A 25,051-nucleotide genomic window follows, 5' to 3' on the forward strand; every position below is an offset into this window, starting at 1 on the left:
TCCGGTTCCCGCCACTTCTTTGGTACGCTGATGGTGTACGTGCCGCTGTCAAAACTGCATGCGTCGTAAGCTTGAGTGACCTTTGCACTCCACCGGCTGGCAGCGGCCAAAGGAGTGATCATGCAAGAGTTGACTTTTCGCGCCCTGCTGTACCGCTACTTTTTCTTCAGCTGGCTGTTCCGGGACACCAGCCGGGGCAACCGTGCCGAACGGGCCCTGGCCTGGCACTTCAACAAGGCGCGCGCGCACTGGCTGCTGACGTACATGCGGCGCTGGCTCTGGTGCGGTGTCTTCTTCTATGGGTTGGGCAGCGTGATGGAGCTGGTGCTGTCCGCGCCTGCGCTGTCCGCGCTCTTCTACGTGCCCGGCGCGCTCTGCGTGCCGGTCAATGTTGTCATCGGGGTGCTCTGGGTCGGTCTGAAGACGCTGCCCGGGCCGCTGTGAGCGGCTTTTCGCCGCATGCGCCACCGGCCACCTGACGTGGGTGGTATCAGCCGGCCGATGCGCGATCTAACCTAGCCACACATGCCTTCCCGGCCAGGGACGGGCAGCACAGACAACCGGCACGACAGCCGGGGCTAAGGAGACACCACCCATGACCACTACAGTGTCCGCGCGCCGGCCCGCGGCGGAATACCGTGCCACCGTTTTCGCCGAGCGCGAGACCCTGGTCGAGCATCGCCCGGACGGCACTCTGGTGCTGCGCAGCGCGGCACCGCAACCTGAACTGGCACAGCGCGGCCTGCCGGATTTCGTGGCGTACTGGGCAGAGCGCCGCCCGGCCGTCGCCGCCTTCTGCGAGCGCGATGGCAATGGGGACTGGCGCGCGATCACCTGGGCGGAACTATGGCGCCAGGTGCAGACGGTGGGGGCCCGCCTGCTGGAACTCGGGCTGGGGCCTGAGCGGCCGCTGATGCTGCTGTCCGGCAATTCGATCGAGCAGGCCGTGCTGCTGCTGGCCGCAGAATACGTGGGCGTGCCGACCGCGCCGGTGTCGCCGGCATATTCGCTGGTCAGCAAGGATTTCATTCGCCTCCGGGGTGTGGCGGAACTGACGCCTCCTGCGGCGCTGTTCGTGCAGGACGGCAAAGCGTTCGCGCCAGCGCTGGCGGCATTGTCCCTGCCGGGGACGCCGGTGATCGCGGCAGGCAACGCCGGCGACGGGCAACTGCCCTGGGCTGCGCTGGCACACGCTGAACCCACCGCGGGCCGCCGCGCGGCGGCCAGGGCGGCGAACCTTGCGGTGCGCGACGCCGACCTCGGGCGGGTGCTGTTCACTTCCGGTTCAACCGGCGTCCCCAAGGGCGTGGCCATTTCCCATGGCAGCCTCCATGCCGTGGCGGCCTACTTCTACGACACCTATCAGGGCCTGCTGCAGCGCCAGCCGGTGTTCCTTGACTGGCTGCCCTGGCACCACGGGCTTGGCGGCATCCTCAACCTGAGCCGCGCCGTCACGCTTGGCGCCACGCACTACATCGACGACGGCCGGCCGCTGCCGGGCCAGTTTGCGCGCACGGTGCGGAACCTGCGTGAGGTGTCGCCGACGATATTCTCCAGCGTGCCCGCCGCCTGGGCCATGCTGGCCACCGAGATCGAACGCGATCCCGAACTGGCGCGCAGCCTGTTTGCCAATGTCGTGAACTTTGCCTACGGCGGCGCCAGCCTGCCGCGCGACGTGTGGGACCGCATCCACCGCGCCGCCGAAGCCACTGTCGGCGAGCGCATCACGTTCTGTTCGGGCCTGGCCTGCACCGAAACCAGCGGCATGGGCATCTACTGCGGCTGGCCCACGGAAGGTACCGGCAACGTTGGCGTGCCGATGCCGGGCGCCGAGGTCAAGCTGGTGCCGCTGGAAGGGGGCGATGGCCGCTACGAAATCCGCATGCGCGGATCGTTCCTGTTCAGCGGCTACATCAATCGTCCCGACCTGACCGCCGCCGCCTTCGACGACGAGGGCTACTTCTGCCTGGGCGATGCCGTGCGCCTCGCCGATCCCGGGGATCCGGCCAGGGGCGTTCGCTTTGCCGGGCGGGTGGTGGAGGACTTCAAGCTGGTCAACGGCACCTGGGTACGGGTCGGCGCGGTCCGGCTGGGGCTGGTCGAACAGTGCGCGCCGCTGCTCAACGATGCCGTGATCTGCGGCCATGACCAGCACTACGTGGCCGCGCTGGCCTGGCCGAACATTGCCGCCTGCCGCGCGCTGCACCCCGAACTGGCCGAGCTGGAGGCACCGGCGCTGGTGTGCCATCCCCGTGTCGTCGATGCCATCCGCGAACGCCTGCGCGCCACCGGCGGCGCGAGCCTCAGCGTCAAGCGCGTGCTGCTGATGGCCGAGCCGCCATCGATCGACGCCAATGAGATTGCCGACAAGGGCTACGTCAACCAGGCCGCGACCCGCGCGCGCCGCGCCGGCCTGGTCGACGAACTATTCCGGGCCGAGCCTGCGGCGCATGTGGCCTGTGCCGGCTAGTCTTACTGTGTCAGTATTGACGTTTCCGAAATTCACGACAACGCTTCTTGCTTGTCGTTCCCGCGCAGGCGGGAACCCAGTGACTTCAAAGACGCTGGATTCCCGCCTGCGCGGGAATGACTGTGGTTGTTTTTGCACTGTCGCGAATTAGGGAAAGCTCATTAGTTTAAGCTCCTGCGCAAAACGGGCATCGATGAAGTCGTTGGGCGATGTAGGCGGCAATGCGCCAGCGCAGAGTAGTAATGGAGTCAGGCACGTGTCGCTGTGTGCGCTGGGGAGCCGCACGGCACGTAAGCCGCGGGTAAGGCAGACTGCCCCTGGCCGAGCTACTGGGCGTCAATCACTATTCACCGTCGCACTATCCAGCCGGACCGAGGTACCACGGCTCGTGACGGTGTTAGGTCTATTGCCGCTCGCCGCGCTCGCCGCAGCGGCCGCGTCGGCGCCACCGGCAGCTCGCGCGTCTGTGGTTGGCGCGACAAATGAAAGCGCCAAAGCAGCTAAGAGCGAAGTGGTTTTCACAGTGACCTCCTATTCAAACGATTTGGACGCAACTCTCAGCGCTTGATGCCTACCGACCAGCCCACTGAGTACAAGCCAAAAAGCTCGATGCTCCCCCGGTCGGTGGAAAGCGTGTTTCCTCCGACTGGCAACCATAGAGAACCTGCTCCCCGAGACAGTGGTCGGCAGATTTCACGATTTATAGTCAATAAATTCAGTGCGTTTGCACACGCTCCCCGACTAAAAGGGACGTGTCTTAGCCGTGTTGCTGGCGCCGTCGAGTTCGTCTGCTGCTGCCCAGATTTGATCCTTGGTGATTGTCATGTCCGTCCCATGTGCGCTCAATTTCGACATCATCTCGCGATATCTGCATGGCACCGGCAAACTTCGCCCACGGCGGCTGTTGGCGTTGTACGCCGCAATCGATATCGGCGCACGCCGAAACCGGCGGGTCACGCGGGTAAAAGGCGATTGCATTACGCTCTTTGATGGGCGTCGATGCGGGCGCACGCAATGCGATACAGTGGTGGACCCCACTGCCGGAGGCCGGATTTCCATCGGCTCGAAGTAAATTTCCGGACTTCCTAAAGCCATGCGAATTTCACCGCTCGTCTGCTATGGTTAACAGGCCTTCCCGGTGCAGGCGCCAGCGTAGTGTCCCGTGCGGCCGAACGACGGTATGCGACACAATGGGAGTCAAGGAGAACCACATGAATCCCGGCAAGCTGATCGTGGCGGCCGCGTTTGCGGCCGCAGCCTGTGCCGTGATGGCGCAGCCCGAAACCCGCGTGGATGTCGTGTCGGGCATGGGCGCGTCCAAGACCACCGGCACGGTCAAGGCCACCGCCACGGTGGTCGCCATCGATGCCGCCACGCGCACCGTTTCGCTCAAGAACAAGCACGGCAAGATCACCGACGTACAGGTCGGCGAGGACGTGCGCAATTTCGAGCAGCTGCGCGTGGGCGACAGGGTCACCGTCGAATACACGCAGGCCTTGTCGGTGAGCCTGACCAGGCAGAGCGGCATGCGCTCCAGCACCGAACGCGAGATCTCGGACCGGGCCGCTCCTGGCGGCAAGCCGGGCGGCATGGTCGGGCGCGAAGTGATGGTCACCGCCGATGTGGTGGCGGTCAACGCCAAGACCGGCATGGTAACGCTCAAGGGGCCAAGGGGCAGGATGGTGGACGTGCATGTCGGGGATCCGAAGCAACTGAAGGCGGTTCGCCCCGGTGAGCAAGTGCAGGCCGTCTACACCGAAGCCCTTGCCGTTTCCGTTACGCCCAGGAAAGCCCGCTGAGCGGTCTGTTCCTACATCACCCGCCCGAACCACCACAGCGACAGCAGCCCCGCACAGGCCGCCAGCAGCGCGCCCAGCGCGGCGAACAGCGCGGTGATCTCGACCTGGCTGCGCTTGTCGAACGCCAGCCTGGCGTTGAGCGCCCGGTACACCTTCTTCAGCCCGGCGGCATCCTCGAGCCGAAAGTATTCGGCCCCGGTTGCCTCGGCGACTTGTTTCAGGACCTTTTCGTCCAGCCTGACGCGCGCCGACCAGCCGTCGGCAGACAGCACCACGCCTTCGGTGGTGCCGACACCCACGGTGTAGATGCGCACGCCGTGCGCGGCGGCAAGTTCCGCCGCCTGGATCGCGGCGGGCCCGGCGTTGCTTTCGCCGTCGGAGAACAAGACGATGGCACCGGAAGCATAGGAGCCGGGCGCCACGGCGTCGTCGTCGGGAGAAGCCAGCCCGCCAGGCGCGTTGCCGGATGGCCGTGATTTCCGGGACGGCGCGGTGTCGTCGTTCATGAGGCGCTCGGCGTCGGCGCTTGCCTGTGGCAGCAGTGTCGTGAGCGCGATGAGCAGGCCGTTGCCCAGGGCGGTGCCGCCTTGCGGCTGCAGACGGTCGATGGCCGTGGCCACGGCTTCCCTGGCGCGGCTGGGGGCCTGCGCCACGGCGGCGGTGCCGGCCACCGCGACCACCCCGACACTGACCCCGGCTGGCTGGGCGTCCAGCAGGACTTTGGCCGCCTGCTGGGCGGCGCGCAGCCGGCTGGGTTTGACGTCCTGCGCCCGCATGCTGCCGGACAGGTCCAGGACCAGGATCACGGTCTCGATGCGCGAGGGCAGCATCATCACCGCCTGGGGACGGGCGATGGCGACGGTCAACGCGCTCAGCGCCAGCAGGGTCAGCGCGGGTGCCACATGGCGGCGCCAGGGCGCGCCGCCACGGATGGCAAGGCCGGCGGTCTTCAGGGCGGGGTAGTGCACGGGCGCGCGCCGGCGGCGCCGGTCCAGCCAGACATAAGCGGCAACCAGTACCAGGACGAAGGCGAACAGCCACAGCATGCCGGGCCACAGGAAGCTGAACACGGGCAACCGGCTCACCGCATCGGTCATGCCGCCCCCTTTACGACGCCCGCCACATTTGGCTCCCTGGGTGCTCCCTGCCGGCGGCGGCGCTCGTGGGCAAAGTGCAGCAGCGCCAGGTCCAGGCGGGCGTAGGTCGACAGCGTCAGGCACTCCACGCCGGCCCGCGCGAAGGCCAGGCGCAGCTCGGCCTCGCGCGCTTGAGCGGCTGCGGCAAAGCGCTTGCGGAAGGCCGGGTCGTGCGTGTCGACAAACATCTGCTCGCCGGATTCGGCATCCTGCAGCACGACCAGTCCCAGGTCGGGCAAGGCCGTCTCCAGGGGATCGACCAGCCGCACGGCGACGACTTCATGGCGCCGGGCCAGCATGCCCAGCGATGCCTGCCAGCCCGGGGCGCTGATGAAGTCCGAGACCACGAACATCACCGAGCGCCGCTTCGCGACAGCCCGCGCGCGTTCCAGCAGGTCGCGCAAGCGTGTGTCGCCGGGGGATGCGGCGGGCGTGGCCTGCATGCGGTGGAGCAGGTGCAGCAGCTGGCGACGCCCCGAGCGCGCCGGCACCACCGACGCCGCCACGTCTGTTGCCCCGCCGTAGAGCACGGCGCCGACGCGGTTGCCGTAGCGCGTCAGCAGCAGGGCCATGACGGTGGTGAAGTCGCTCAGCAGGTCGCGCTTGCGCACGCTGCCGGAGCCGAAGTCGATCGATCCGCTCAGGTCCAGCAGGAACCAGACCGAGATGTCGCGGTCTTCCTGGTACTCACGCACGTGGGGCGTCTGCAGCCGCGCAGTCACGTTCCAGTCGATATGCCGCACGTCGTCGCCAGGGTGGTATTCGCGCAGGTCGGCAAGGTCCAGCCCGAAGCCGCGGAACAGCGTGCGGTAGTCGCCCTGCAGCAGGCCGTCGAGGCGGCGGACCACGGTCCATTCCAGCCGGCGCAGCAAGGCATCGGCCTGGCTTGCGCCGACGCTGGCAGGCGCACCGGCGGGTGCGGCCGCGTCCGGGCCGCGCCCGCGCCTAGTCCGCAGCCGCCCGAACATGGGATTCCAGCGGCCGCTCGGGGGCCGGCAGGGCCTGCGTGATGCGGGTGATGAGCTGGTCGGCGGTCACGCCATCGGACATGGCCTCGTAAGAGAGCGACAGGCGGTGGCGCAAGACATCGGGGACGAGGTCGGTCACGTCTTCGGGCAGGGCATAGTCCCGGCCGCGCAGGAAGGCCAGGGCGCGTGCGCCCTCGATCAGGCCGATGGTGGCGCGCGGGCTGGCGCCGAAGGCTATGTAGCGGTCCAGATCGGCCAGGCCGTGGGCTCCCGGTTTGCGGGTGGCCGCCACCACGCGCACCGCGTACTGCACCAGGCTCGGATCCACGTAGACCTTGCGACATTCCTCCTGCAGGCTGGTCAGGTGTTCGGGCGTGGCGATCGGGCTGACGCTGATGCGCGGGCCGGTGACGCGGTTGACGATGACGACTTCTTCCTCCTCGCTGGGATATCCCACCAGTACCTTCATCATGAAGCGGTCGACCTGCGCCTCGGGCAAGGGGTAAGTGCCTTCGGTTTCGATCGGGTTCTGCGTGGCCATGACCAGGAAGGGCGCGGGCACCCGATGGGTTTCGCCGGCGATGGTGACCTGCTGCTCCTGCATGACTTCCAGCAGGGCGCTCTGCACCTTGGCCGGCGCACGGTTGATCTCGTCGGCCAGCAGCAGGTTGGCGAAAACCGGCCCGCGCACGGTGGAGAACTCGCCCGTGCCCTGGTTGTACATGCGGGTGCCGATCAGGTCGGCCGGCAGCAGGTCCGGCGTGAACTGGATGCGCTTGAAGGAGCCGCTCATGGTCCTGGCCAGCGTGTTGACGGTCAGGGTCTTGGCCAGCCCCGGCACGCCTTCCACCAGCAGGTGGCCGCCGGCAAGGATGGCCACCAGCACCCGTTCGAGAAAGTGGTCCTGCCCCACCACCACGCGCTTCACCTCATACAGCAGGCGTTCCATCAGGTCGGCGCTGTCGGCAGCGCCCCGGGCTTGGTCGTTCATAGGCCCCCGCGTCTAGAAAGGAGAAGATCCGATGGCGATGCCGGCGTTTTCGATCGTGGTGGCAAAGCCAATGCCGATGAAGGTGCCGGCGTTGCCGGGGTTGAGGATGGCGGTGACGATTCCCACCACCTCGCCGTCCAGGTTCACCAGCGGCCCGCCCGAGTTGCCTGGATTGACGGCGGCGTCGAACTGGATGAGCTTGTCCAGGCGCAGCTTGTGGTCTGGCGAGACGAACTCGCGGTCGAGTCCGGATACCACGCCGGCGGACACCGACGGGCCGATCCCGAACGGGAAGCCGACCGCGATGACTTCGGTACCCGGCGCGAGATCCCGGCTGGAACCGAGCGTCGCCGCGGGCAGGTCGTCGGGAATGGACCTGGCCTGGAGGACGGCGAGGTCCTTCTCGGGGATCGCCTGCAGCACCGAGGCCTCGGACGTCTGCCCGTCGTGGAAGGTAAGTTCCAGGCGCCGGGCGCCGGCGATGACGTGGTAGCTGGTGAGGATGACGCCGCGCTCGGTCACGACCACGCCCGATCCGATGTGCAGGGGTTCTGACTTGCCTTCGGGGCGCTCGCCTGAGGCGAGCTCGTCGCGCGGTGTGGATGGGGACGGCGCGGACGATTCAGGTGGCGTGGCAGGGACATCGCGCCTGGCCTGGGGGGAGGAGGCCGCCTCCGACACTTTCCCGGCTGACGGAAAACTCCGAATCTCCACCACCGATTCGCGTACCGCCTCTGCCGCCCTGGCCGTGCGCGATGGCAGGCGCTTGCTCTCCAGCGTGTGCAGCACCGCCGAGTCGATGTCTCGTTGCGTAAGCATGCGCTGCCTGGGCTGCAGCAGCCAGGCGGAACCCACGGCTACCGTGACCATCACTGCGACGGCTGCCGAGACCCATCCGTAGATCGTCGCCCGTTTCATCGCCGCCCCCGAGGTCCCGTCCCGCCTTGGAAAATACAGTACCATCCTCTTACCCACGCGCCAAGGAGCAGGGGATGCAGTTTCTCTGGCCGCAAATGCTCTGGCTGCTGCTGGTGCTCCCGGTGCTGGCAGCCGCCTACCTGTATCTGCTCGCGCGGCGCAAGAAGGGCGCGGTGCTTTATGCAAGCCTTGCATTGCCGCGCGCCGCCCTGGGCCCGCGCCAACGGCTGCGGCGCCACATCCCGCCCTTGCTGTTCCTGCTTGCGCTGGCCGCGGCCCTGCTGGCCTGTGCCCGCCCCAGCGCAACCGTTACCCTGCCGGCCGACACCGTCACGCTGGTGCTGGCCATGGACGTCTCCCGCAGCATGGAGGCCACCGACGTGGCCCCGACCCGCATCAGCGCCGCCCAGCAGGCCGCCCGCGACCTGATCGTGGGGCTGCCGGCCAGCGTGCGGCTGGGCATCGTGTCCTTCGCCGCGACGGCGGCCGTGGTGCTGCCGCCCACCGACAACCGCCAGGACATGCTCGACGCGATCGAGCGCTTCCAGCTCCAGCGCGGCACGGCGACCGGCAGCGGACTGTTCCAGGCACTGGCCGTGCTGTTTCCCGACGCCGGGATCGATCTGGAGGTGATCCTGTTCGGCAGCGCGTCGGACCGCTCCGGTCGTGGCGCATCGCTTGACGAGGCCGCCGCGGCCGACGCCGCCCGCAGAAAACGCGAGCAGGAGCAGCCGGCGGCACAGCCCGGCGCCTACCGGCACGGCGCCGTGATCTTGCTCAGCGATGGCCGGCGCACCACCGGCCCGGACCCCATCGAGGCTGCGCGCATGGCCGCCCAGCGTGGTGTGCGCGTCTATACCGTAGGCTTCGGTTCGCCCCAGGGGGCCGCTGCGATGGAGCCAAGCCTGTCTTTCTTCATGCAGCTTGATGAGCCCGCCTTGCGCGCGGTCGCGACGATCACGGGCGGCGAGTACTTCCAGGCAGGGTCGGCTGCCGACCTGAGCCAGGTGTATCGGCAGCTCAGCGCCCGCTTTGCGCTCGAGCGCAGGGAAACCGAGGTGGGGGCGTTGTTTGCCGCGGCCTCTGTGTTGCTGCTGGCGGTGGCGTGCGGGCTTTCGATGTTGTGGTTCCGGCGGTGAATATGGGGTTGATGCGCGGTCGACGTCACGCAGCTGGCGCGGACATGGTCCAGGTCGGCAAGGGAGGAGTCATGCAAGGAATCCATGACAAGGTATGAGCTGCAATGCTTGACGGCATCGTCAGCAATAAGGCCGTGTATCTGGCATTGGAAATCCAGGCAGACGGCCAACGCGATGTGCTGGATCTGTGGGGCGAGCAGACCGAAGACGTCAAGTTCTGGCTCAAGGTCTTCAATGAACTCAAAAATCGAGGCTGCCAGGACATCCTGATCGCGGTAGTCGACGATCGTGAACGGTACTAGTGGTTTCCCTGCCTTGCAATAGTCATTGCAGGCACCTACCATTTTGCAAATGGTAGCGGTACCATTTAGCTAGCTGATGCAAATGAGAAGTTTTGAGCATGCCCACTTGCGCTTGCCGTTGAGGCCCTCCGGGAACCCGAGGCGAGGCATCTGTCGACGCATTGCTCGGGACAGTAAGGTCTGAGATGCAGTCTTTCCAATGTGTACTACCTGCCAATGCGGCATTGGGCGAATGCCCTCGCTGGGACGAGCGGCGCGGATTGCTATGGTGGGTCGATATCCTCGCTCCCGCCCTGCACTGTTTCGATCCCGACTCCGGGGAGGATCGCGCAATGGTGATGCCCGAGCATATCGGCTGCTTCGCGCTAACCGACGATGGGGGGTTCGTGGCCGGCATGCGGAGTGGCATCTGGCTTCTCGACGCCGACGGTCGCCCTTTGAAAAAGCTTTGCGCCAATCCCGAAAATGCTCGCACCAGCCGGTTTAACGATGGTCGTTGTGATGGGGCGGGGCGCTTCTGGGCGGGCACTATTGATGAACCCCGAGCGGATGGGAATGCCGCACTCTATCGCTTCGACAATCACACACTGACGTCGGTTGACCAGGGCTTTCTGACGTCGAACGGCCTGGCGTTCAGCCCCGACCAGCGCTGGCTCTATCACTCCGATACACCGCGCTTTACCGTCTATCGGCGCGCGTTTGATGTTAGGACCGGTAAAGTCGGCCCCCGTGAGGAATGGCTGAGCCTGTCGCCGTCTGCAGAGGACCGCGGCCGCCCCGACGGCGCGGCAGTGGATGCCGAGGGGCATTATTGGAGCGCCCTGTACGAGGGAGGGCGTGTCATCCGCGTCGCACCCGACGGACGGATCGTTGCGGAGTTCCCACTGCCGGCGCGTTGTCCGACCATGTGCGCGTTCGGCGGTCCAGGGTTGCGCACTTTGTATGTGACCACCGCCCGACACGGCCGACCGGCTACCGAACTCGAGGCACTGCCGGAGTCCGGTGGTCTCTTTGCCTTGCGCGTGCCGGTGCCTGGCCTGCCCGAGCCCCGCAGCTTGCTGCGAACCGCCCTCTGAAACCCGGCGCCAAGACACCGACCACACCCGACTGGAAATTGATCCTTATGCTTGAACTTGAAGACCCCGACCTGCTGCGCCAGCAAGCCTATATCGATGGCGTGTGGTGCGACGCCGACAGTGGCGCAACCCTTGACGTGACAGATCCGGCTACTGGCGAGCGGGTCAGCACCGTGCCTGCCATGGGCGCCGCTGAAACACGGCGTGCTATTGCCGCTGCCGAGAAGGCCTTCCTGGCTTGGCGCGCTACCACCGCAAAGCACCGTGCACAGGTGCTGCGCAAATGGCATGACCTGATGCTGGAGCACCAGGAGGACTTGGCTCGGATTATGACCGCTGAGCAAGGCAAGCCGCTCGCCGAAGCACGAGGCGAGATTGCCTTTGCGGCGAGCTTTGTCGAATGGTTCGCCGAACAGGCCCGGCGCATCGACGGCGATGTGATCGTGCCGCCTGCGCAGGACCGACGCCTGCTGGTCATTAAGCAGCCGGTCGGTGTGTGTGCCGCCATTACGCCGTGGAACTTTCCTGCCGCCATGATCACGCGCAAGGCCGCGCCGGCTCTTGCCGCTGGCTGCACAATGGTGCTCAAGCCTGCAGCGCAGACGCCTTTTACCGCGCTTGCGCTGGCCGTGCTGGCTGAGCGTGCCGGCTTGCCGGCAGGCTGCCTGGCGGTGGTGACCGGGGCGGCGGAATTGATCGCGGGCGAGATGTCGGACAATCCGTCGGTGCGAAAGCTGACTTTCACCGGCTCCACGGCGATTGGCGCAAAGCTGATGGCCGCCGGCGCCAAGAACATCCAGAAGCTGTCTCTCGAACTGGGCGGCAACGCGCCGTTCATCGTCTTTGAGGACGCCGACCTGGACGCCGCGGTCGAGGGCGCGCTGATCTCAAAGTACCGCAACGCCGGCCAGACCTGTGTCTGCGCTAACCGGCTCTACGTGCAGGCGTCCGTGCATGATGCTTTCGTCGAGAAGCTGTGTGCCCGCGTGGCGCAGCTTAAGGTTGGCCGTGGCACCGATACCGGCGTGCAGATTGGCCCGCTGATCGATGCCCGTGCGCTCGCCAAAACCGAAGCGCTGTTCGAAGACGCAGTCGCTCATGGCGCGCAGGTGAAACTCGGCGGTGGTCGAGTTGCTATGCCGGGGATGGCCGACCAATTCTTCGCGCCCGCGGTACTTACCGAGATTTCCCCCGAGATGCGAGTCGTGCGGGAGGAGATCTTTGGCCCCATTGCTCCAGTGATCCGCTTTGACAGTGAGGCAGACGTGATTCGCCTCGCCAACGATACGGAGTTCGGGCTCGCAAGCTATTTCTACAGTCGCGACCTGGCCCGCGTGTGGCGCGTGGCCGAGGCACTGGAATTCGGCATGGTGGGCATCAATACTGGGCTGATCTCGACTGCGGAAGCCCCGTTCGGCGGGGTCAAGCAGTCCGGCCTGGGGCGCGAGGGCTCGAAGTACGGCATCGACGAGTACCTCGAGATCAAGTACCTGTGCATGGGCTTGTACTGAGCCTGCAACGCCTGCCCGGCGGCTTCCAGCCGCCGGCTGCGGCCCGCCCAAGCGGAGTGCCGCGGTATCAATGACCCAAAAATTCAAGTAGAGATATGGAGACGGATCTTTTTACACTCGGCAGCTTCGTGTTCTTTACGGCGCTGGTGGGGGTCGTGTCCTGGCGCATCACGCGCCATGCCAAAGACGTTGGTGCGCACGGCTATTTCATGGCTAGCGGCGGACTCTCGGGGTGGTTCATCGCCGGATCGATGATGCTGACGAACTTGTCCGTCGAACAGCTCGTCGGGCTCAACGGGGACGCTTACAAGCACAATCTCTCAGCCATGGCTTGGGAATGCACGGCTGCCGTGTCGACCGTGGCGCTTGCATTGTTCTTCCTTCCTCGTTACCTGCGCGGGGGCTTCACTACATTGCCGCAGTTCTTGGAGGAGCGCTATGACGCCAGTACGCGCCGAATCGTCAGTGCGTTGTTCATCATCGGCTATACGCTCGTAGTGAACCCATCGGGCCTGTACCTCGGTGCAATCACGTTCAATCAAATTTTTGGTGTTCAACAACTGCTGGGGATTTCCTATCCCGCTGCGATTTCCGTCCTTGTGATGGCCAGCGGTGTAATCGGCGCGCTGTACGCGGTGTTCGGTGGGCTGCGCGGCGTGGCTGTGTCGGACACGATCAACGGCATTGGTCTGCTGGTGGCTGGGCTGATGATCCCTTTGTTGGGCTTGCTCGCCCTCGGTCACGGCAGCATGCAAGCCGGGCTCGAGCATGTGCTGACAAATTCACCGGAGAAACTCGACGCTATCGGCGGAGCTCATGACAGCGTACCGTTTGGCACGATCTTCACCGGCATGATTTTCGCAAACTTGTTCTATTGGTGCACTAACCAGTCTATCGTACAGCGCACAATGGCGGCGAGTAGCCTCGCGGAAGGTCAGAAGGGTGTTTTATTGTCTGGCCTGCTCAAGCTGTTGGTGCCGCTGATTATGCTGGTGCCGGGTGTGATTGCCTACCATCTCTATAGCGCTGATCCTCTGTCGCGACCGGACCTGGCCTATCCGAGGCTGGTCTCCGACCTCCTGCCGTTCTGGGCCAAGGGCTTCTTCGTCGCGGTGCTTTTCGGCACGGTGATGAGCCACTTCAACGCTGTGGTCAACAGCGCTGCGACGCTAGTGGCGTTTGACTTCTATAAGCCAATGCGCCCACAAGCGGATGACGCTGCGCTGATCCGCGTGGGCAAGCGTGTGAGTGTGGCAATTGCGCTGATTTCGCTGCTGATTGCGCCGCTGTTGATCTACGCTCCGGACGGCATCTATGCCGTAATGCGGCGCTTCACCGGATTCTTCAATATCCCGATCATCGCTGTCGTGTTGGTGGGATTCTTTACGCGCGATATCAATGCCCGTCCGGCCAAGATAGTGTTGATCTCGCATGTGCTGATCTACACGCTGCTGGTCTTCGTGCTCAACGTGGACAAGCAATACGGTATCCACTTTATTCACCTGATGGGTACATTGTTCGTCATGGAAGTGGCGTTGATGCTCGTATTGCGCAAGCGCTGCGCGCGCACCACGCCATACGCTGCCGCGCTGCGCGAACATGCCGACATCACCCCGTGGCCCTATGCACGCAGCATGAGTGTGCTGTTGGTGGCGTTGCTCGTCAGTGTCTACCTCACCTTTTCGCGCTTTGGCATCGCCGGAGGGCAGGGTCCGTCCTCCGGGTATCCAGTCGCTATGGCGATGGTATGGGCAGCCGCGCTGTTCTTGGCCTGGCGTCTGACATCTCATAAGACCCGTGCGCAGCGGTCAATGGCCGCTGGCGTCCCGAGGCTCTAAACACGCCGGCCAATCAATCAATCTCACCGAGACCACGATGGAATTCGTCACCGACCAACATTCCTGGGCGCTACGCCATGCCGGCCGCATCATCATCGAGCACAGCCATGCCAATCCTTGTTGCTATGTCGGACATGGCACTGGCTCCGTGGAGATGTATCGCGGCAACTTCGACATTTCGGACTATGTCGAAGAACGTGTGCCGCTGCGGTTCGCCTCGGTGCGGGCGGAGGGGGGTACGGCCCGCATCGCGCTATCGCGGACTGAGGGGGACAAGCCGGAACTCGTGCTGAATGTAAGCGCCGACGACGACGGTGCGCAAATTGCCTTCGCGCAAGCTGCGCCCACGATCAATCGCGTGTGGTGGCGCGTCGCCGCGCAATCGGACGAGTATATCTGGGGCTGTGGCGAGCAGATGTCATACTTCGACTTGCGGGGGCGCGCTTTCCCCTTGTGGACGTCAGAACCCGGCGTGGGGCGCGACAAATCCACCTACCTGACGTGGCAGGCGGACGTGAGTGGAAAGTCTGGTGGCGACTACTACAACACTAACTATCCGCAACCGACCTTTATTTCCTCGGCGCGCTATTGCTTGCACGCGGAGACTACCGCCTACGCAAATTTCGACTTCCGCCACGAGACCTTTCACGAACTCCAGTTCTGGGCGGTTCCCGACCGCATCGAGTTGCTAGCTAGCGACAGTCTGCAGGAGCTCGTCGGGCGCATCTCCGCGCGGTTCGGTCGACAACCGATGTTACCGGACTGGGTATTCAACGGTGTGATCCTCGGCCTTAAGAATGGTCGTGAGCACGCACAACGCATTCTCGACCTGAGTCGCGAGCGCGGCGTGCAAGTGTCGGCACTATGGTGCGAGGACTGGGTGGGGCTGCGACAGACGTCCTTCGGCAAGCGACTGTTCTGGGACTGGCGTTGGAACGAGACGCGCTATCCGCAGGCCCGCGACTGGGTCAGGTCTCTCAATGCCGATGGCGTGCGCTTCCTTGGCTATGTCAACCCCTACCTGTGTAACGACGGCACGCTTTACCAAGAGGCACTTGCAGCTGGCTATCTGGCGACCGATATGCAAGGCGCAGAGTACCTGGTCGACTTCGGCGAGTTCTGGTGTGGCGTGGTCGACTTCACCAACCCGGAAGCAGCGCGGTGGTTTGCAGAACGCGTCATCCGTCGCGAGATGTTGGAGGCCGGCCTGGATGGCTGGATGGCCGATTTCGGCGAATACCTCCCGACCGACGTGACTTTGTCGAACGGTGTGGACGCCATGCTGATGCACAACGCCTGGCCAACACTGTGGGCCAAGGTAAATGCGGATGCCATTGCCGGCGCGGGCCGGCGAGACGATGCGTTGTTCTTCATGCGCGCAGGCTTTACGGGCGTGCAGGCCCACTGTCCCTTACTGTGGGCAGGCGACCAATCGGTCGACTTCTCTCGCCACGACGGCTTGCAGACAGTGATCTGTGGCGCGTTGTCGTCGGGACTGCTCGGTAACGCCTATCATCACAGCGATATCGGCGGCTATACCAGTCTGTTCGGCAATTGCCGTACGCCAGAGCTATTCCAGCGTTGGGCCGAGATGGCTGCGTTCACACCGGTCATGCGCACACATGAGGGCAATCGTCCGGACGAGAACTTCCAGTTCTGGCAGGACGATGGCGTCCTGGCCCATTTTGCCCGCATGACGCGCATCTATGTTGCGCTGGCTCCCTATGTGCGAGGGCTGTGCCAGCAGGCGGCTGAGCGAGGGCTGCCGTTGCAGCGCCCGTTGTTCCTCCACTTCGAAGCGGATCGCCAGACCTACGCTATCCAGGACCAGTACCTGTATGGGGAGGATTTGCTGGTCGCTCCGGTGCATGAGGCCGGACGCGATAGCTGGACCCCTTACTTACCTGCCGGCGCGCGCTGGATCCATTTGTGGAGCGATCAAAGTTACGAGGGAGGAGCGCGCGTGACGGTGGCCGCACCGTTGGGCCAGCCGCCCGTATTCGTGCGTGAGGGATCGCCGGCACAGGCACAGTTGCTCGCGCTTGCGCAATGCTGAGGTCGGAATGAGCGTCTGGCAACATGGCCTGTTTCTCTTGTGCGTTGGCCTGGCCACGTTCACGCAGAACCTGACTGGCTTTGCATTTGGTCTGGTGCTGCTTGGGCTCGTTGCGCAGTTTCATCTGGTTCCGCTGACGGTTGCGGCCAACGTAGTGACGGTGATGGTGCTCGTCAATGCTGCGATGGTGGTGCGCCGTTGGCCGCGCTTACCATCGCCGTTGCCGATTGCGATCCTCCTCAGCAGTCTGGTTGGTGTGGCGACCGGCGTCTGGCTGCTGTCCTTGCTGAGCGACCACGCTATGAACGAGCTACGGGTGGGGCTTGGTCTGGCCATCTTGGTGTGCAGCTCGTTGCTGATACTAAAGGAGCATAGGCGGGAGCGCATCTCGACCTCTGCATCCTTTGCGTTGTTTGGCTGGCTGTCGGGAGTGATGGGTGGCCTATTCGCAAGTGCGGGGCCGCCAATGGTCTTCCATATGTACCGACAGCCGCTCAAGCGTGAGGTAATTCAGGAGACGCTTGTCTTGCTGTTTGCGGTCAATGCAGTTTTGCGCTTGCTGCTGGTAGCGGCGCACGACAGCTTCGACATGCCTTCGGCTCGGCTAAGCCTCGAAGCATTGCCCGTCGTCCTGGGACTCACCTGGATGGCCCGGCGATACCCTCCACGATGGTCGCCGGCCAGTGTGCGCCGCGTTGTGTTTGTACTGTTACTGGTTGCTGGCGGCTGCCTGGTGGTGCCAACGCTGATGACGCTGGTGCGTTCATTGCAAGGAGTTTTCGCGTGAAGAGCACGCACCGTTACGTTATGGCGCTGGATCAGGGCACGACGAGTTCGCGCGCTATCCTCTTCGACCGGCAAGGCACGCCGGTCGCTTCGGCGCAGAAGGAATTCCAGCAGTACTATCCGCAGCCTGGCTGGGTAGAGCATGATCCCTGGGAGCTGTGGCAATCGCAGCTGGCGGTTGCGCACGAGGTCATGCGCCGCGCGGACGTTAGCGCCACGCAGATTGCGACGATTGGCATTGCCAACCAGCGCGAGACGACCGTGTTGTGGGAGCGGGCCACCGGCGCGCCACTAGCGCCCGCGATCGTCTGGCAGGACCGACGCACCGCCGCGCAATGCGAGCGGCTCGCGGCGCAGGGGGCCAGCACGATGCTCCAGCGCCGCACCGGCTTACGCCTGGACCCTTATTTCTCCGCAACAAAGCTGGCGTGGCTACTTGACAGCATACCGGGTGCACGCAATAGAGCGGCACGCGGCGAACTTGCCTTCGGCACGATCGACACCTGGCTGGTCTGGCACCTCAGCGGTGGCAGGCGGCACGTGAGCGATGTCTCCAACGCCGCACGCACCGCACTCCTCAATCTCGACACCTTGTGCTGGGATGACGAGTTGCTGGAACTATTCGGCATTCCTCGCAGCGTGCTGCCGGAACTGGTGCCTTCCAGCGCGGCAGTGGCCGAGACGGAAGCCTCGCTGTTCGGCACGGCGGTGGCAGTCACGGGCATCGCCGGGGATCAACAGGCTGCCACGTTCGGCCAGGCCTGCCTCGCGCCCGGTTTGGCGAAGAACACATACGGCACAGGCTTGTTTCTGCTGATGAATACTGGCAGTTCGCCCGTAACGTCCCGCCATCGACTTCTCACCACGCTCGGCTGGCAGTTCGGCGCGAAGCCGACCTATGCGCTCGAGGGGTCGGTCTTCATGGGGGGAGCGACGCTGCAATGGCTGCGCGACGGCCTTGGCATTGTGCAGACGGTGTCCGAGGTCGAGGCGCTTGCCGCGCAGTGTCCGAGTAGCGACGGCGTAACGCTGGTCCCCGCCTTTGCGGGCCTGGGTGCGCCGTACTGGGACCCTCACGCGCGCGGCACATTGCTGGGCATGACACGTGGCACTGGGCGTGTGCACATCGCCCGTGCAGCGCTTGATGCGATCGCGCTGCAGACCGTTGATGTGCTTGGAGCAATGGAAGCGGATGCTGGCATATCTGTGCGCGAGCTACGCGTCGATGGTGGAGCTTCCCGCTGCGACTTACTGATGCAGATCCAGGCAGATGTACTAGGTAAGCCTGTTGTGCGCCCGCACGTAACCGAGACGACCGCACTAGGTGCGGCCTACCTGGCCGGGCTGCAGGTAGGTTTCTGGTCCGGTTTGGACGAAATCGCCCAGCAGTGGCGCGCCGAGCGTCGCTTCGAGCCATCGATTTCCGACGGCGAACGCACCTCGCGCGTGGACAACTGGCGGCGGGCCGTTGAGCGCGCGCGCGCTTGGGACCTGTCGGACACAACCCCAACCAACGTGGAATAACATGTCAGGCAGGAATCCCCCGGAACGGGCCGATATCTTTCGTGAAATTGAGCACACCCCGCTGTGGGACATGGTGGTTATCGGCGGTGGTGCGACCGGCCTCGGCACCGCGGTCGACGCGGCCGCCCGCGGCTATCGCACCTTGCTAGTCGAGGCCCGCGACTTCGCGAAGGGAACCTCGAGCAAAGCGACCAAGCTGGTGCACGGTGGCGTGCGTTATCTGGCGCAGGGCAACCTGCCGCTCGTGCGCGAAGCGCTGCGCGAGCGCGGCCTGCTTGCCCGCAACGCGCCGCACGTCGTTAGTACGTTGGGGTTCGTCGTGCCGGCCTATCGCTGGAGCGACAAGCCATTTTACGGCGCAGGCCTGAAGCTCTATGACTGGCTCGCCGGTTCACTGAACCTGGCCGGCAGCCGCAGTCTGAGCGCGGCTGAGACGCGCGCCGAGGTGCCAACCCTGGTAGACCGTATAGAAGGCCGCCCGTTGCGCGGCGGCACGCTTTATTTTGATGGTCAGTTTGACGACGCACGCCTCGCAATCAGCCTGATGCGCACCGTGTTCGACCTTGGCGGGTTGGCGCTGAACTATGCCGAGGTCAAGGGCATTACTACGGACCCACAAGGCGGACCGGCGTGGGTGACGGTGGAGGACAGGGAGAGTGGCAACCAACTGCCGGTCCGGGCACGGTGCGTAATCAATGCCACAGGAGTATGGGTTGATGCCATCCGTGCAATGGCCGAGCCAGATACAAAGCCGATCGTCGCCCCTAGCCAGGGCGTGCACCTCACGTTGCCGGGGCACTTCCTGCCCAGTCGGCATGCCGTTCTAGTGCCGAAGACTGTTGACGGCCGCGTCCTGTTCATGGTGCCGTGGCACGGACAAACCATTGTTGGCACCACCGATACGCCCCGCAGCGACTTGCCGACGGAGCCACGTGCCAGCGAGGAGGAAATCGACTTTATTCTGAGCACGGCCGCGCGCTATCTGGACCGGCCGGTGACCAGGGCCGATGTGAAGAGCGTCTGGGCGGGCCTGCGTCCATTGGTCAAGGCCGACCGCGGCGCGCATACGGCCACGCTGTCGCGTGAGCACACCATCGAATGCCACCCGGGTCGAGTGATTACCGTGACCGGCGGCAAATGGACCACCTACCGGCGCATGGCTGAGGAAGTCGTGGATGTGGCTATCGCGCGAGATATGTTGCCATCGGCGCCATGCCGGACCTATCACATGCGGCTGCACGGTGCAGCACCTGTCGCAGTGTCGAGGGAGATGCAAGGCGTCGTTGCGTGCCCCGGATACTATGGCACGGATGGGGCGATTGTCGGGCGCTTGCCTGGCGCCAGGCGGGAACTGGACAATGCCAGCGGTCTGACGGAGGCGCAAGTGCGGTTCGCAGCGCGCGCCGAGTTGGCGCGTGGGGTGGAGGATGTGCTGGCGCGTCGCAACCGTGCGCTCTTCCTCAATGCGGAGGCGGCAAGCCGCGCTGCGCCGGAAGTAGCGCGGATCCTGGCAGAGGAGTTGGGGCGCGACGAGGCGTGGGCCACGCGCGAAGCGGAAACCTTCGCTCGCTATGCGCGGGACTGGCAATTAGCCTGATCAGGTGCTTTCGCGTTCAATCAGCTCGTAGGGCAGTACGTTGTCGCGCTGCACTGTATCCGCCGGGATCTCGCCATCCTCGGCGCGCAGTAGTTCAAGCACGCGCTGAGCGGCAACGCAGCCAATGTCATAGCGCGGTGGGCGGATCGTCGTCAGGCTGGGAACCAGCTTGTCGGCGATCGACAAGTCACCAAAGCCCATCACCGCACATTCCCGGGGTATCTCAATCTTCTCACGCAAGCAGTACAGAAGCGCTCCGGCGGCCAGGTTGTCATTGGCGAAAATAATTGCCTCGGCCGGCCAGCGGCCACGTAGCAGCGACTGGAACGCCAACTTGCCGGCTTCGAGCGGCGCGAGTGGAGGAGACTTGAACGTCGTCGGGGTCAAGCCTAACTCGCTCATCGCGATGTCGTAGCCATTGGCGCGCTCGATAGCGCGAAAATCCTCCAGTTGCCCGGTGTGCACGAAGGCAATGCGCCGATAACCGCGCTCATACAGGTAACGTGTGGAGTCCTTGCCCACATCAATGTGAGAAAACCCTACCTGAATGTGCTCGGACGATGGTTTGTGGTCCCACGTTTGCACTACCGGGATACCGGACTTGGCAAGCAGTTGGTTGGTGCCGCGGGTGTGCCGGTGACCGGTGAGGATGAGCGCGGCCGGCGACCAGCCGATGAAGGCCCGCACGGCCTCTTCTTCTTCGTCCCCTGAGTAGTTGCTCGACGCCAGCAGTAACTGGTAGCCATGCGGGCGGAGTGTATCGGTGACGCCCTGCACGGTCTCGGCAAACACCCCACCAGAGATGTTTGGGATCACCATGCCAACGGACTTCCCGCGGGCTGAAGCCAATCCGCCGGCGAAAACATTGGCCACATACCCGGTCTGCTCGATGGCGGCAGCAATGCGCATTTGCGCCTCCTGGGCCACCAGGTCACGCTGACTAAAGTAACGGGAAACTGTCATTGGTGAGACGCCAGCAAGTTCGGCGACCTCGCGCAGTTTGACGCGGCCTGAGCCGCGGCGTTTGCGAGTGGGCTGGGTCATAAGATCAGGGTAATCCTTAGGCGAGCGAGGTTGACTCGATGAGAGCGGTAACACATACTAAATCATGGTAGCGGTAACATGTAATGGCCGTAGCACCTGCCGGCGCCGCTTGTCGGCAGCGCTGCGGCTCAGCACCTCGAATGCAGGCATCAAGTGGATAAACAACGCAAACGACTAGAAGAACTGCGCAGCCAGCGCTGGCTCGCTCCCGATGACATGCGCTCATTCGCACATCGGCAGCGCCTACAGCAGATGGGTTTGCGGCGGGACGAATTCATGTCGCGGCCGGTGATTGCGATCATCAACACCTGGAGCGATCTTTCACCATGCCACGCGCACCTGCGCGAGCGCGCGGAGGCAGTCAAGCGCGGCATTCTGTTCGCGGGAGGGATGCCGTTTGAACTGCCCGCGATGTCGCTGGGCGAGGTGATGGTCAAGCCCACGACGATGCTTTACCGAAACTTCCTCGCGATGGAAGTTGAGGAATTGCTGCGCTCGCTGCCGATCGACGGCGCGGTGTTGATGGGGGGCTGCGACAAGACCACGCCGGGCTTGCTGATGGGCGCGCTGAGCGCAGACCTGCCGTGCATCTTCGTGCCGGCCGGTCCAATGCTCAATGACCGTCATCGTGGCACGGCGGTAGGTGCGGGTACACATACCAAGAAGTTCTGGGACGAGTACCAAGCCGGCAATATCGACCAGGCCGAGTGGATCGGGCTTGAAGCACGCATGACACGTGCCCCCGGCACTTGCAACACGATGGGCACTGCTAGCACCATGACTTCAATCGCTGAGGCGATGGGCTTCATGCTGCCGGGCGCGTCGAGCATTCCGGCGATGGACTCCGCGCATACGCGGATGGCGTCGGCCAGCGGCGAGCGCATCGTGCAGATGGTATGGGAGGACTTCCGCCCGAGCACCTTCTTCAATGCCGCCGCGGTGCGCAACGGCATCGTCACATATATGGCGTTAGGCGGGTCCACCAATGCAGCTATCCACCTGATCGCCATTGCCGGCCGCGGCGGCGTTTCGCTGAAGCTTGATGACATCGGCCGCCAGGGTGCAGGTGTGCCGGTGTTGGCCAATGTTTTTCCATCCGGCAACCGCCTGATGGAGGACTTCTACTATGCCGGCGGGGTGCCCGCGCTGTTGCGGCAAATAGAAGGGCATTTGGCGCTGGATTGCCGCACCGTCAACGGGCGGACATTGGGCGAGAACCTGCGCGATGCGCAGTGCACGGATACAGAAACTGTCCGCTCGCCAGACAACCCGGTTACCGAGGGCCGAGCGCTGGCGGTGCTGCACGGCAATCTGGCGCCGTCAGGTGCGGTCATCAAGCCGAGTGCCGCGAGTGCGAAGTTCCTCAAGCACACAGGACCGGCCTTGGTGTTCGATTCTATCGTCGAAATGAACGCGCGCATCCATGATCCCGCCCTTGAGGTCGACGAGAACACCGTGCTTGTGCTGCGCAACGGGGGACCGATAGGCGCGCCAGGCATGCCGGAGTGGGGCAATCTGCCAATCCCGAGAAAGTTGCTTGAAGCCGGCGTGCGCGACATGGTGCGCATCTCGGATGCGCGCATGAGCGGTACCCATTATGGTACATGCGTACTGCACGTTGCGCCCGAGGCCGCGGCGGGCGGGCCACTCGCACTGATCCGCACCGGAGACCTGGTCGAGCTGGACGTGGAGGCGGGACGGATCGCCATGCTGGTGACCGAGGAGGAGATTGCCAGGCGACGCGCCGCCTGGCAGCCGACGCCGGCTACGCGCAAGCGCGGTTACACAAAGATCTTTCTGGAGCACGTCCGGCAAGCGGACGAAGGCTGCGATTTCGATTTCCTGATGGGACGGGAGACGCCCGTCGAACCCTCGATCTATTAAGGGGAGAACAGACAAATGCAAAACAATGATCCGGCAGCTAACGCATTCAGGGCCAGACTGGCGACGGGCCAAGTTCCAATCGGCACGTGGTTGATGTCGGGGGCCTCCAGCACTGCCGAGGCTCTGGGGTATGCGGGCTTCGACTGGCTGGTGATCGATATGGAGCACGTTCCGGTCGAGTTTCGCGATACCTTGCAGCTGCTGCAAGCGGTCGATTGTAGTGGGGCGATTCCGGTGGTGCGGTTGGCTGCGAATGATCCGGTTCTAGCTAAACGGGCACTCGATATGGGCGCGCGCACGCTGATGTTCCCGTTCGTGCAGGACGCTGAAGAAGCGCGTCGTGCGGTGTCGTCGGTCAAATACCCCCCACAGGGCATGCGCGGCTATGCGGCCATGCATCGGGGGAGCCGGTATGGAACTTGGTCCCGGTACGGCACGCAGGCAAACGATGCCACCGTCTGCATTGTGCAACTGGAAACACCCGAGGCAGTTTCACGGCTGGAGGAAATTGCTGCGGTGCCTGGCGTTGACGCGCTGTTTATTGGCCCGGGCGACCTCTCGGCTGCGCTCGGAAACATTGGGAATATCGGGCACGCGGAGGTTCAAAAAATGATTCGGGACGCGGCCCGGCGCGCACGTGCCGCAGGGGTGCCCATCGGCATCGTCGGCCCTACGCCTGAAATGGTCTCCACGTTCATCGACGCCGGCTATCACTTCGTCGCCGTCGCCTCGGACATGGGCATGATGATGCGGCAGGCCAGCGCGTTCCTTGCCGCATTCAACCGACAGTCGTCAGGACCCGCAAACGCCGGACCGTACTGAGCGGCCACGCTGCCAAGAATTAGCGACCCGTTTCGCGTGAAGTGGGCAAGGAGACAAGAATGGCCACGGTAACCTTCGACAAGGTGGTTAAGGCGTATGACAACGGGGTGACAGTCCTGCACGACATTAACCTCGATGTCAAGAATGGTGAGTTTGTCGTGTTTGTTGGGCCGTCTGGCTGCGGCAAGTCAACGCTAATGCGCATGCTGGCGGGCCTGGAGACTGTCACGCGGGGGCAGATCGCAATTGACGGGCAGCGCGTGGATGACTTGGCGCCCCGTGAGCGAGAAATCGCCATGGTGTTCCAAGACTACGCACTGTATCCGCACAAGACAGTGTTCGAGAATATGGCGTTCGGCCTGCGGCTGCGCAAGACGCCCAAGGCCGAAATCGAGAAACGCGTGAATCAGGCGGCGGAGATTCTCCAGATCGGGCACCTGCTTGACCGGAAGCCTCGCAACCTGTCTGGCGGACAGCGCCAGCGTGTGGCTATGGGGCGAGCCATCGTGCGCAACGCCAAGGTATTTCTGTTCGACGAGCCGCTTTCCAACCTGGACGCCAAGCTGCGCAATGAGATGCGGGTGGAGATCAAGAAGTTGCACCGTCGCTTAGGCGCGACCATGATCTACGTCACCCATGACCAGGTAGAGGCCATGACGCTTGCCGATCGCATCGCGGTGTTGTCAGGCGGTTATGTGGTCCAGTATGGCACACCCGACGACATCTACAACGCGCCGCGCACCACTTTCGTTGCGGGCTTCACCGGCTCACCCCCGATGAATCTGCTGCAGCTACGGGTGGACGGTAAGCGCGCGCGCGCGGAGGGCATCGAGGTACCCGTGCCCGACGAAGTGCTCAGTCGCCTTGATGCGGCCGCGGGGCAGCAGATTACCTTCGGCGTGCGTCCTGAGTGCGTGTTTCATGGGGACCAGGGCGAATCTCTCCCAGGCGAAACGTGCACGTTGAAGGCGCGCGTGGTCGTGACCGAGCCGCTCGGAGCGGAAACGCTCTGCACCTTTGACGTCGGCGGGCAGTCGGTGGTTGCCAGACTGGCCGCGGATGCCCGGTTCGAACCCGGCGCGGCGGCGACGCTCCGTATCTCGCTGGCGAAGTCGCACTGGTTTGACGCTAGCACCGGCAACGCACTGCAACAGCGCCGGGCAGCGTAAGACCGTCGCTCGACGGGACAA

Annotated in this window: 19 protein-coding genes and 1 pseudogene; 15 read left to right on the forward strand and 5 right to left on the reverse strand. The window is 64.2% G+C overall.

Going from position 1 to position 25,051, the window contains the following annotated elements; all coding sequences use genetic code 11:
• Window positions 1-120: 120 nt before the first annotated feature.
• From ACREYQ_RS22630 to ACREYQ_RS22640, 3 genes are all read left to right on the forward strand, one after another.
• A complete protein-coding gene (locus ACREYQ_RS22630; RefSeq protein ID WP_432262393.1) occupies window positions 121-444 on the forward strand; it encodes a hypothetical protein in 324 nt (107 codons plus the stop codon).
• A 151-nt stretch (window positions 445-595) separates the two neighbouring features.
• Window positions 596-2,470 carry a feruloyl-CoA synthase gene (locus ACREYQ_RS22635; RefSeq protein ID WP_432262394.1) on the forward strand — a complete coding sequence of 625 codons (1,875 nt, stop codon included), beginning with the start codon at window positions 596-598 and terminating at the stop codon, window positions 2,468-2,470.
• Window positions 2,471-3,681: 1,211 nt separating this feature from the next.
• Window positions 3,682-4,269 (forward strand): hypothetical protein, encoded by a 588-nt coding sequence (locus tag ACREYQ_RS22640; protein WP_432262395.1) that lies wholly within the window; start codon window positions 3,682-3,684, stop codon window positions 4,267-4,269.
• An 11-nt stretch (window positions 4,270-4,280) separates the two neighbouring features.
• Here ACREYQ_RS22640 and ACREYQ_RS22645 read toward each other — a convergent pair whose 3' ends face one another.
• Genes ACREYQ_RS22645 through ACREYQ_RS22660 form a run of 4 tightly spaced genes read right to left on the reverse strand, consistent with a single transcriptional unit; the run spans window position 4,281 to window position 8,282 of the window.
• A complete protein-coding gene (locus ACREYQ_RS22645) occupies window positions 4,281-5,366 on the reverse strand; it encodes a VWA domain-containing protein (protein WP_432262396.1) in 1,086 nt (361 codons plus the stop codon).
• Window positions 5,363-6,373, reverse strand: a complete 1,011-nt coding sequence (locus ACREYQ_RS22650) for a DUF58 domain-containing protein (protein WP_432262397.1) — start codon at window positions 6,371-6,373, stop codon at window positions 5,363-5,365. The genes ACREYQ_RS22645 and ACREYQ_RS22650 overlap by 4 nt, the downstream gene beginning before the upstream one ends.
• A complete protein-coding gene (locus ACREYQ_RS22655; RefSeq protein WP_432262398.1) occupies window positions 6,351-7,364 on the reverse strand; it encodes an AAA family ATPase in 1,014 nt (337 codons plus the stop codon). The genes ACREYQ_RS22650 and ACREYQ_RS22655 overlap by 23 nt, the downstream gene beginning before the upstream one ends.
• 12 nt (window positions 7,365-7,376) lie before the next feature.
• Window positions 7,377-8,282 (reverse strand): S1C family serine protease, encoded by a 906-nt coding sequence (locus ACREYQ_RS22660; protein ID WP_432262399.1) that lies wholly within the window; start codon window positions 8,280-8,282, stop codon window positions 7,377-7,379.
• A gap of 74 nt (window positions 8,283-8,356) precedes the next feature.
• On the opposite strand from ACREYQ_RS22660, the gene ACREYQ_RS22665 reads away from it, so the two are divergent.
• From ACREYQ_RS22665 to ACREYQ_RS22705, 9 genes and pseudogenes are all read left to right on the forward strand, one after another.
• Window positions 8,357-9,421: a VWA domain-containing protein gene (locus ACREYQ_RS22665; RefSeq protein ID WP_432262400.1), complete on the forward strand. Its 1,065-nt coding sequence runs from the start codon at window positions 8,357-8,359 to the stop codon at window positions 9,419-9,421.
• A 110-nt stretch (window positions 9,422-9,531) separates the two neighbouring features.
• Window positions 9,532-9,705: pseudogene (locus ACREYQ_RS22670) on the forward strand (transposase); the annotation flags it as partial.
• A gap of 203 nt (window positions 9,706-9,908) precedes the next feature.
• Complete coding sequence (locus ACREYQ_RS22675) at window positions 9,909-10,799, forward strand: SMP-30/gluconolactonase/LRE family protein (RefSeq protein ID WP_432262401.1); 891 nt, start codon at window positions 9,909-9,911, stop codon at window positions 10,797-10,799.
• 47 nt (window positions 10,800-10,846) lie between these two features.
• Window positions 10,847-12,310 (forward strand): NAD-dependent succinate-semialdehyde dehydrogenase, encoded by a 1,464-nt coding sequence (locus ACREYQ_RS22680; RefSeq protein ID WP_432262402.1) that lies wholly within the window; start codon window positions 10,847-10,849, stop codon window positions 12,308-12,310.
• Window positions 12,311-12,405: 95 nt separating this feature from the next.
• On the forward strand, window positions 12,406-14,148 hold the full coding sequence (locus tag ACREYQ_RS22685) for a solute:sodium symporter family transporter (RefSeq protein ID WP_432262403.1): 1,743 nt from the start codon (window positions 12,406-12,408) through the stop codon (window positions 14,146-14,148).
• Between the two features lie 37 nt (window positions 14,149-14,185).
• Window positions 14,186-16,204 (forward strand): alpha-glucosidase, encoded by a 2,019-nt coding sequence (locus ACREYQ_RS22690; protein WP_432262404.1) that lies wholly within the window; start codon window positions 14,186-14,188, stop codon window positions 16,202-16,204.
• A 7-nt stretch (window positions 16,205-16,211) separates the two neighbouring features.
• Window positions 16,212-16,991 (forward strand): TSUP family transporter, encoded by a 780-nt coding sequence (locus ACREYQ_RS22695; RefSeq protein ID WP_432262405.1) that lies wholly within the window; start codon window positions 16,212-16,214, stop codon window positions 16,989-16,991.
• Window positions 16,992-17,011: 20 nt separating this feature from the next.
• Window positions 17,012-18,514 (forward strand): glycerol kinase GlpK, encoded by a 1,503-nt coding sequence (gene glpK / locus ACREYQ_RS22700; protein WP_432262628.1) that lies wholly within the window; start codon window positions 17,012-17,014, stop codon window positions 18,512-18,514.
• A 1-nt stretch (window position 18,515) separates the two neighbouring features.
• Window positions 18,516-20,111: a glycerol-3-phosphate dehydrogenase/oxidase gene (locus tag ACREYQ_RS22705; protein ID WP_432262406.1), complete on the forward strand. Its 1,596-nt coding sequence runs from the start codon at window positions 18,516-18,518 to the stop codon at window positions 20,109-20,111.
• On the opposite strand, the gene ACREYQ_RS22710 is transcribed toward ACREYQ_RS22705, so the two are convergent.
• The gene (locus ACREYQ_RS22710) at window positions 20,112-21,155 is read right to left on the reverse strand and encodes a LacI family DNA-binding transcriptional regulator (protein WP_432262407.1); all 1,044 of its coding nucleotides are present in this window, start codon (window positions 21,153-21,155) and stop codon (window positions 20,112-20,114) included.
• A 216-nt stretch (window positions 21,156-21,371) separates the two neighbouring features.
• Between ACREYQ_RS22710 and ACREYQ_RS22715 the strand changes: the two genes are divergently transcribed.
• From ACREYQ_RS22715 to ACREYQ_RS22725, 3 genes are read left to right on the forward strand one after another with little or no spacing between them, the layout of a single operon-like run.
• Window positions 21,372-23,039 carry an IlvD/Edd family dehydratase gene (locus tag ACREYQ_RS22715; protein WP_432262629.1) on the forward strand — a complete coding sequence of 556 codons (1,668 nt, stop codon included), beginning with the start codon at window positions 21,372-21,374 and terminating at the stop codon, window positions 23,037-23,039.
• A gap of 15 nt (window positions 23,040-23,054) precedes the next feature.
• On the forward strand, window positions 23,055-23,861 hold the full coding sequence (locus tag ACREYQ_RS22720; protein ID WP_432262408.1) for an HpcH/HpaI aldolase family protein: 807 nt from the start codon (window positions 23,055-23,057) through the stop codon (window positions 23,859-23,861).
• 59 nt (window positions 23,862-23,920) lie between these two features.
• Window positions 23,921-25,030, forward strand: coding sequence for an ABC transporter ATP-binding protein (locus ACREYQ_RS22725; protein WP_432262409.1), 1,110 nt, complete (start codon window positions 23,921-23,923; stop codon window positions 25,028-25,030).
• Window positions 25,031-25,051: the final 21 nt, after the last annotated feature.

The sequence above is a fragment of the Cupriavidus sp. TMH.W2 genome (assembly GCF_050847365.1).
Lineage (GTDB): Bacteria > Pseudomonadota > Gammaproteobacteria > Burkholderiales > Burkholderiaceae > Cupriavidus.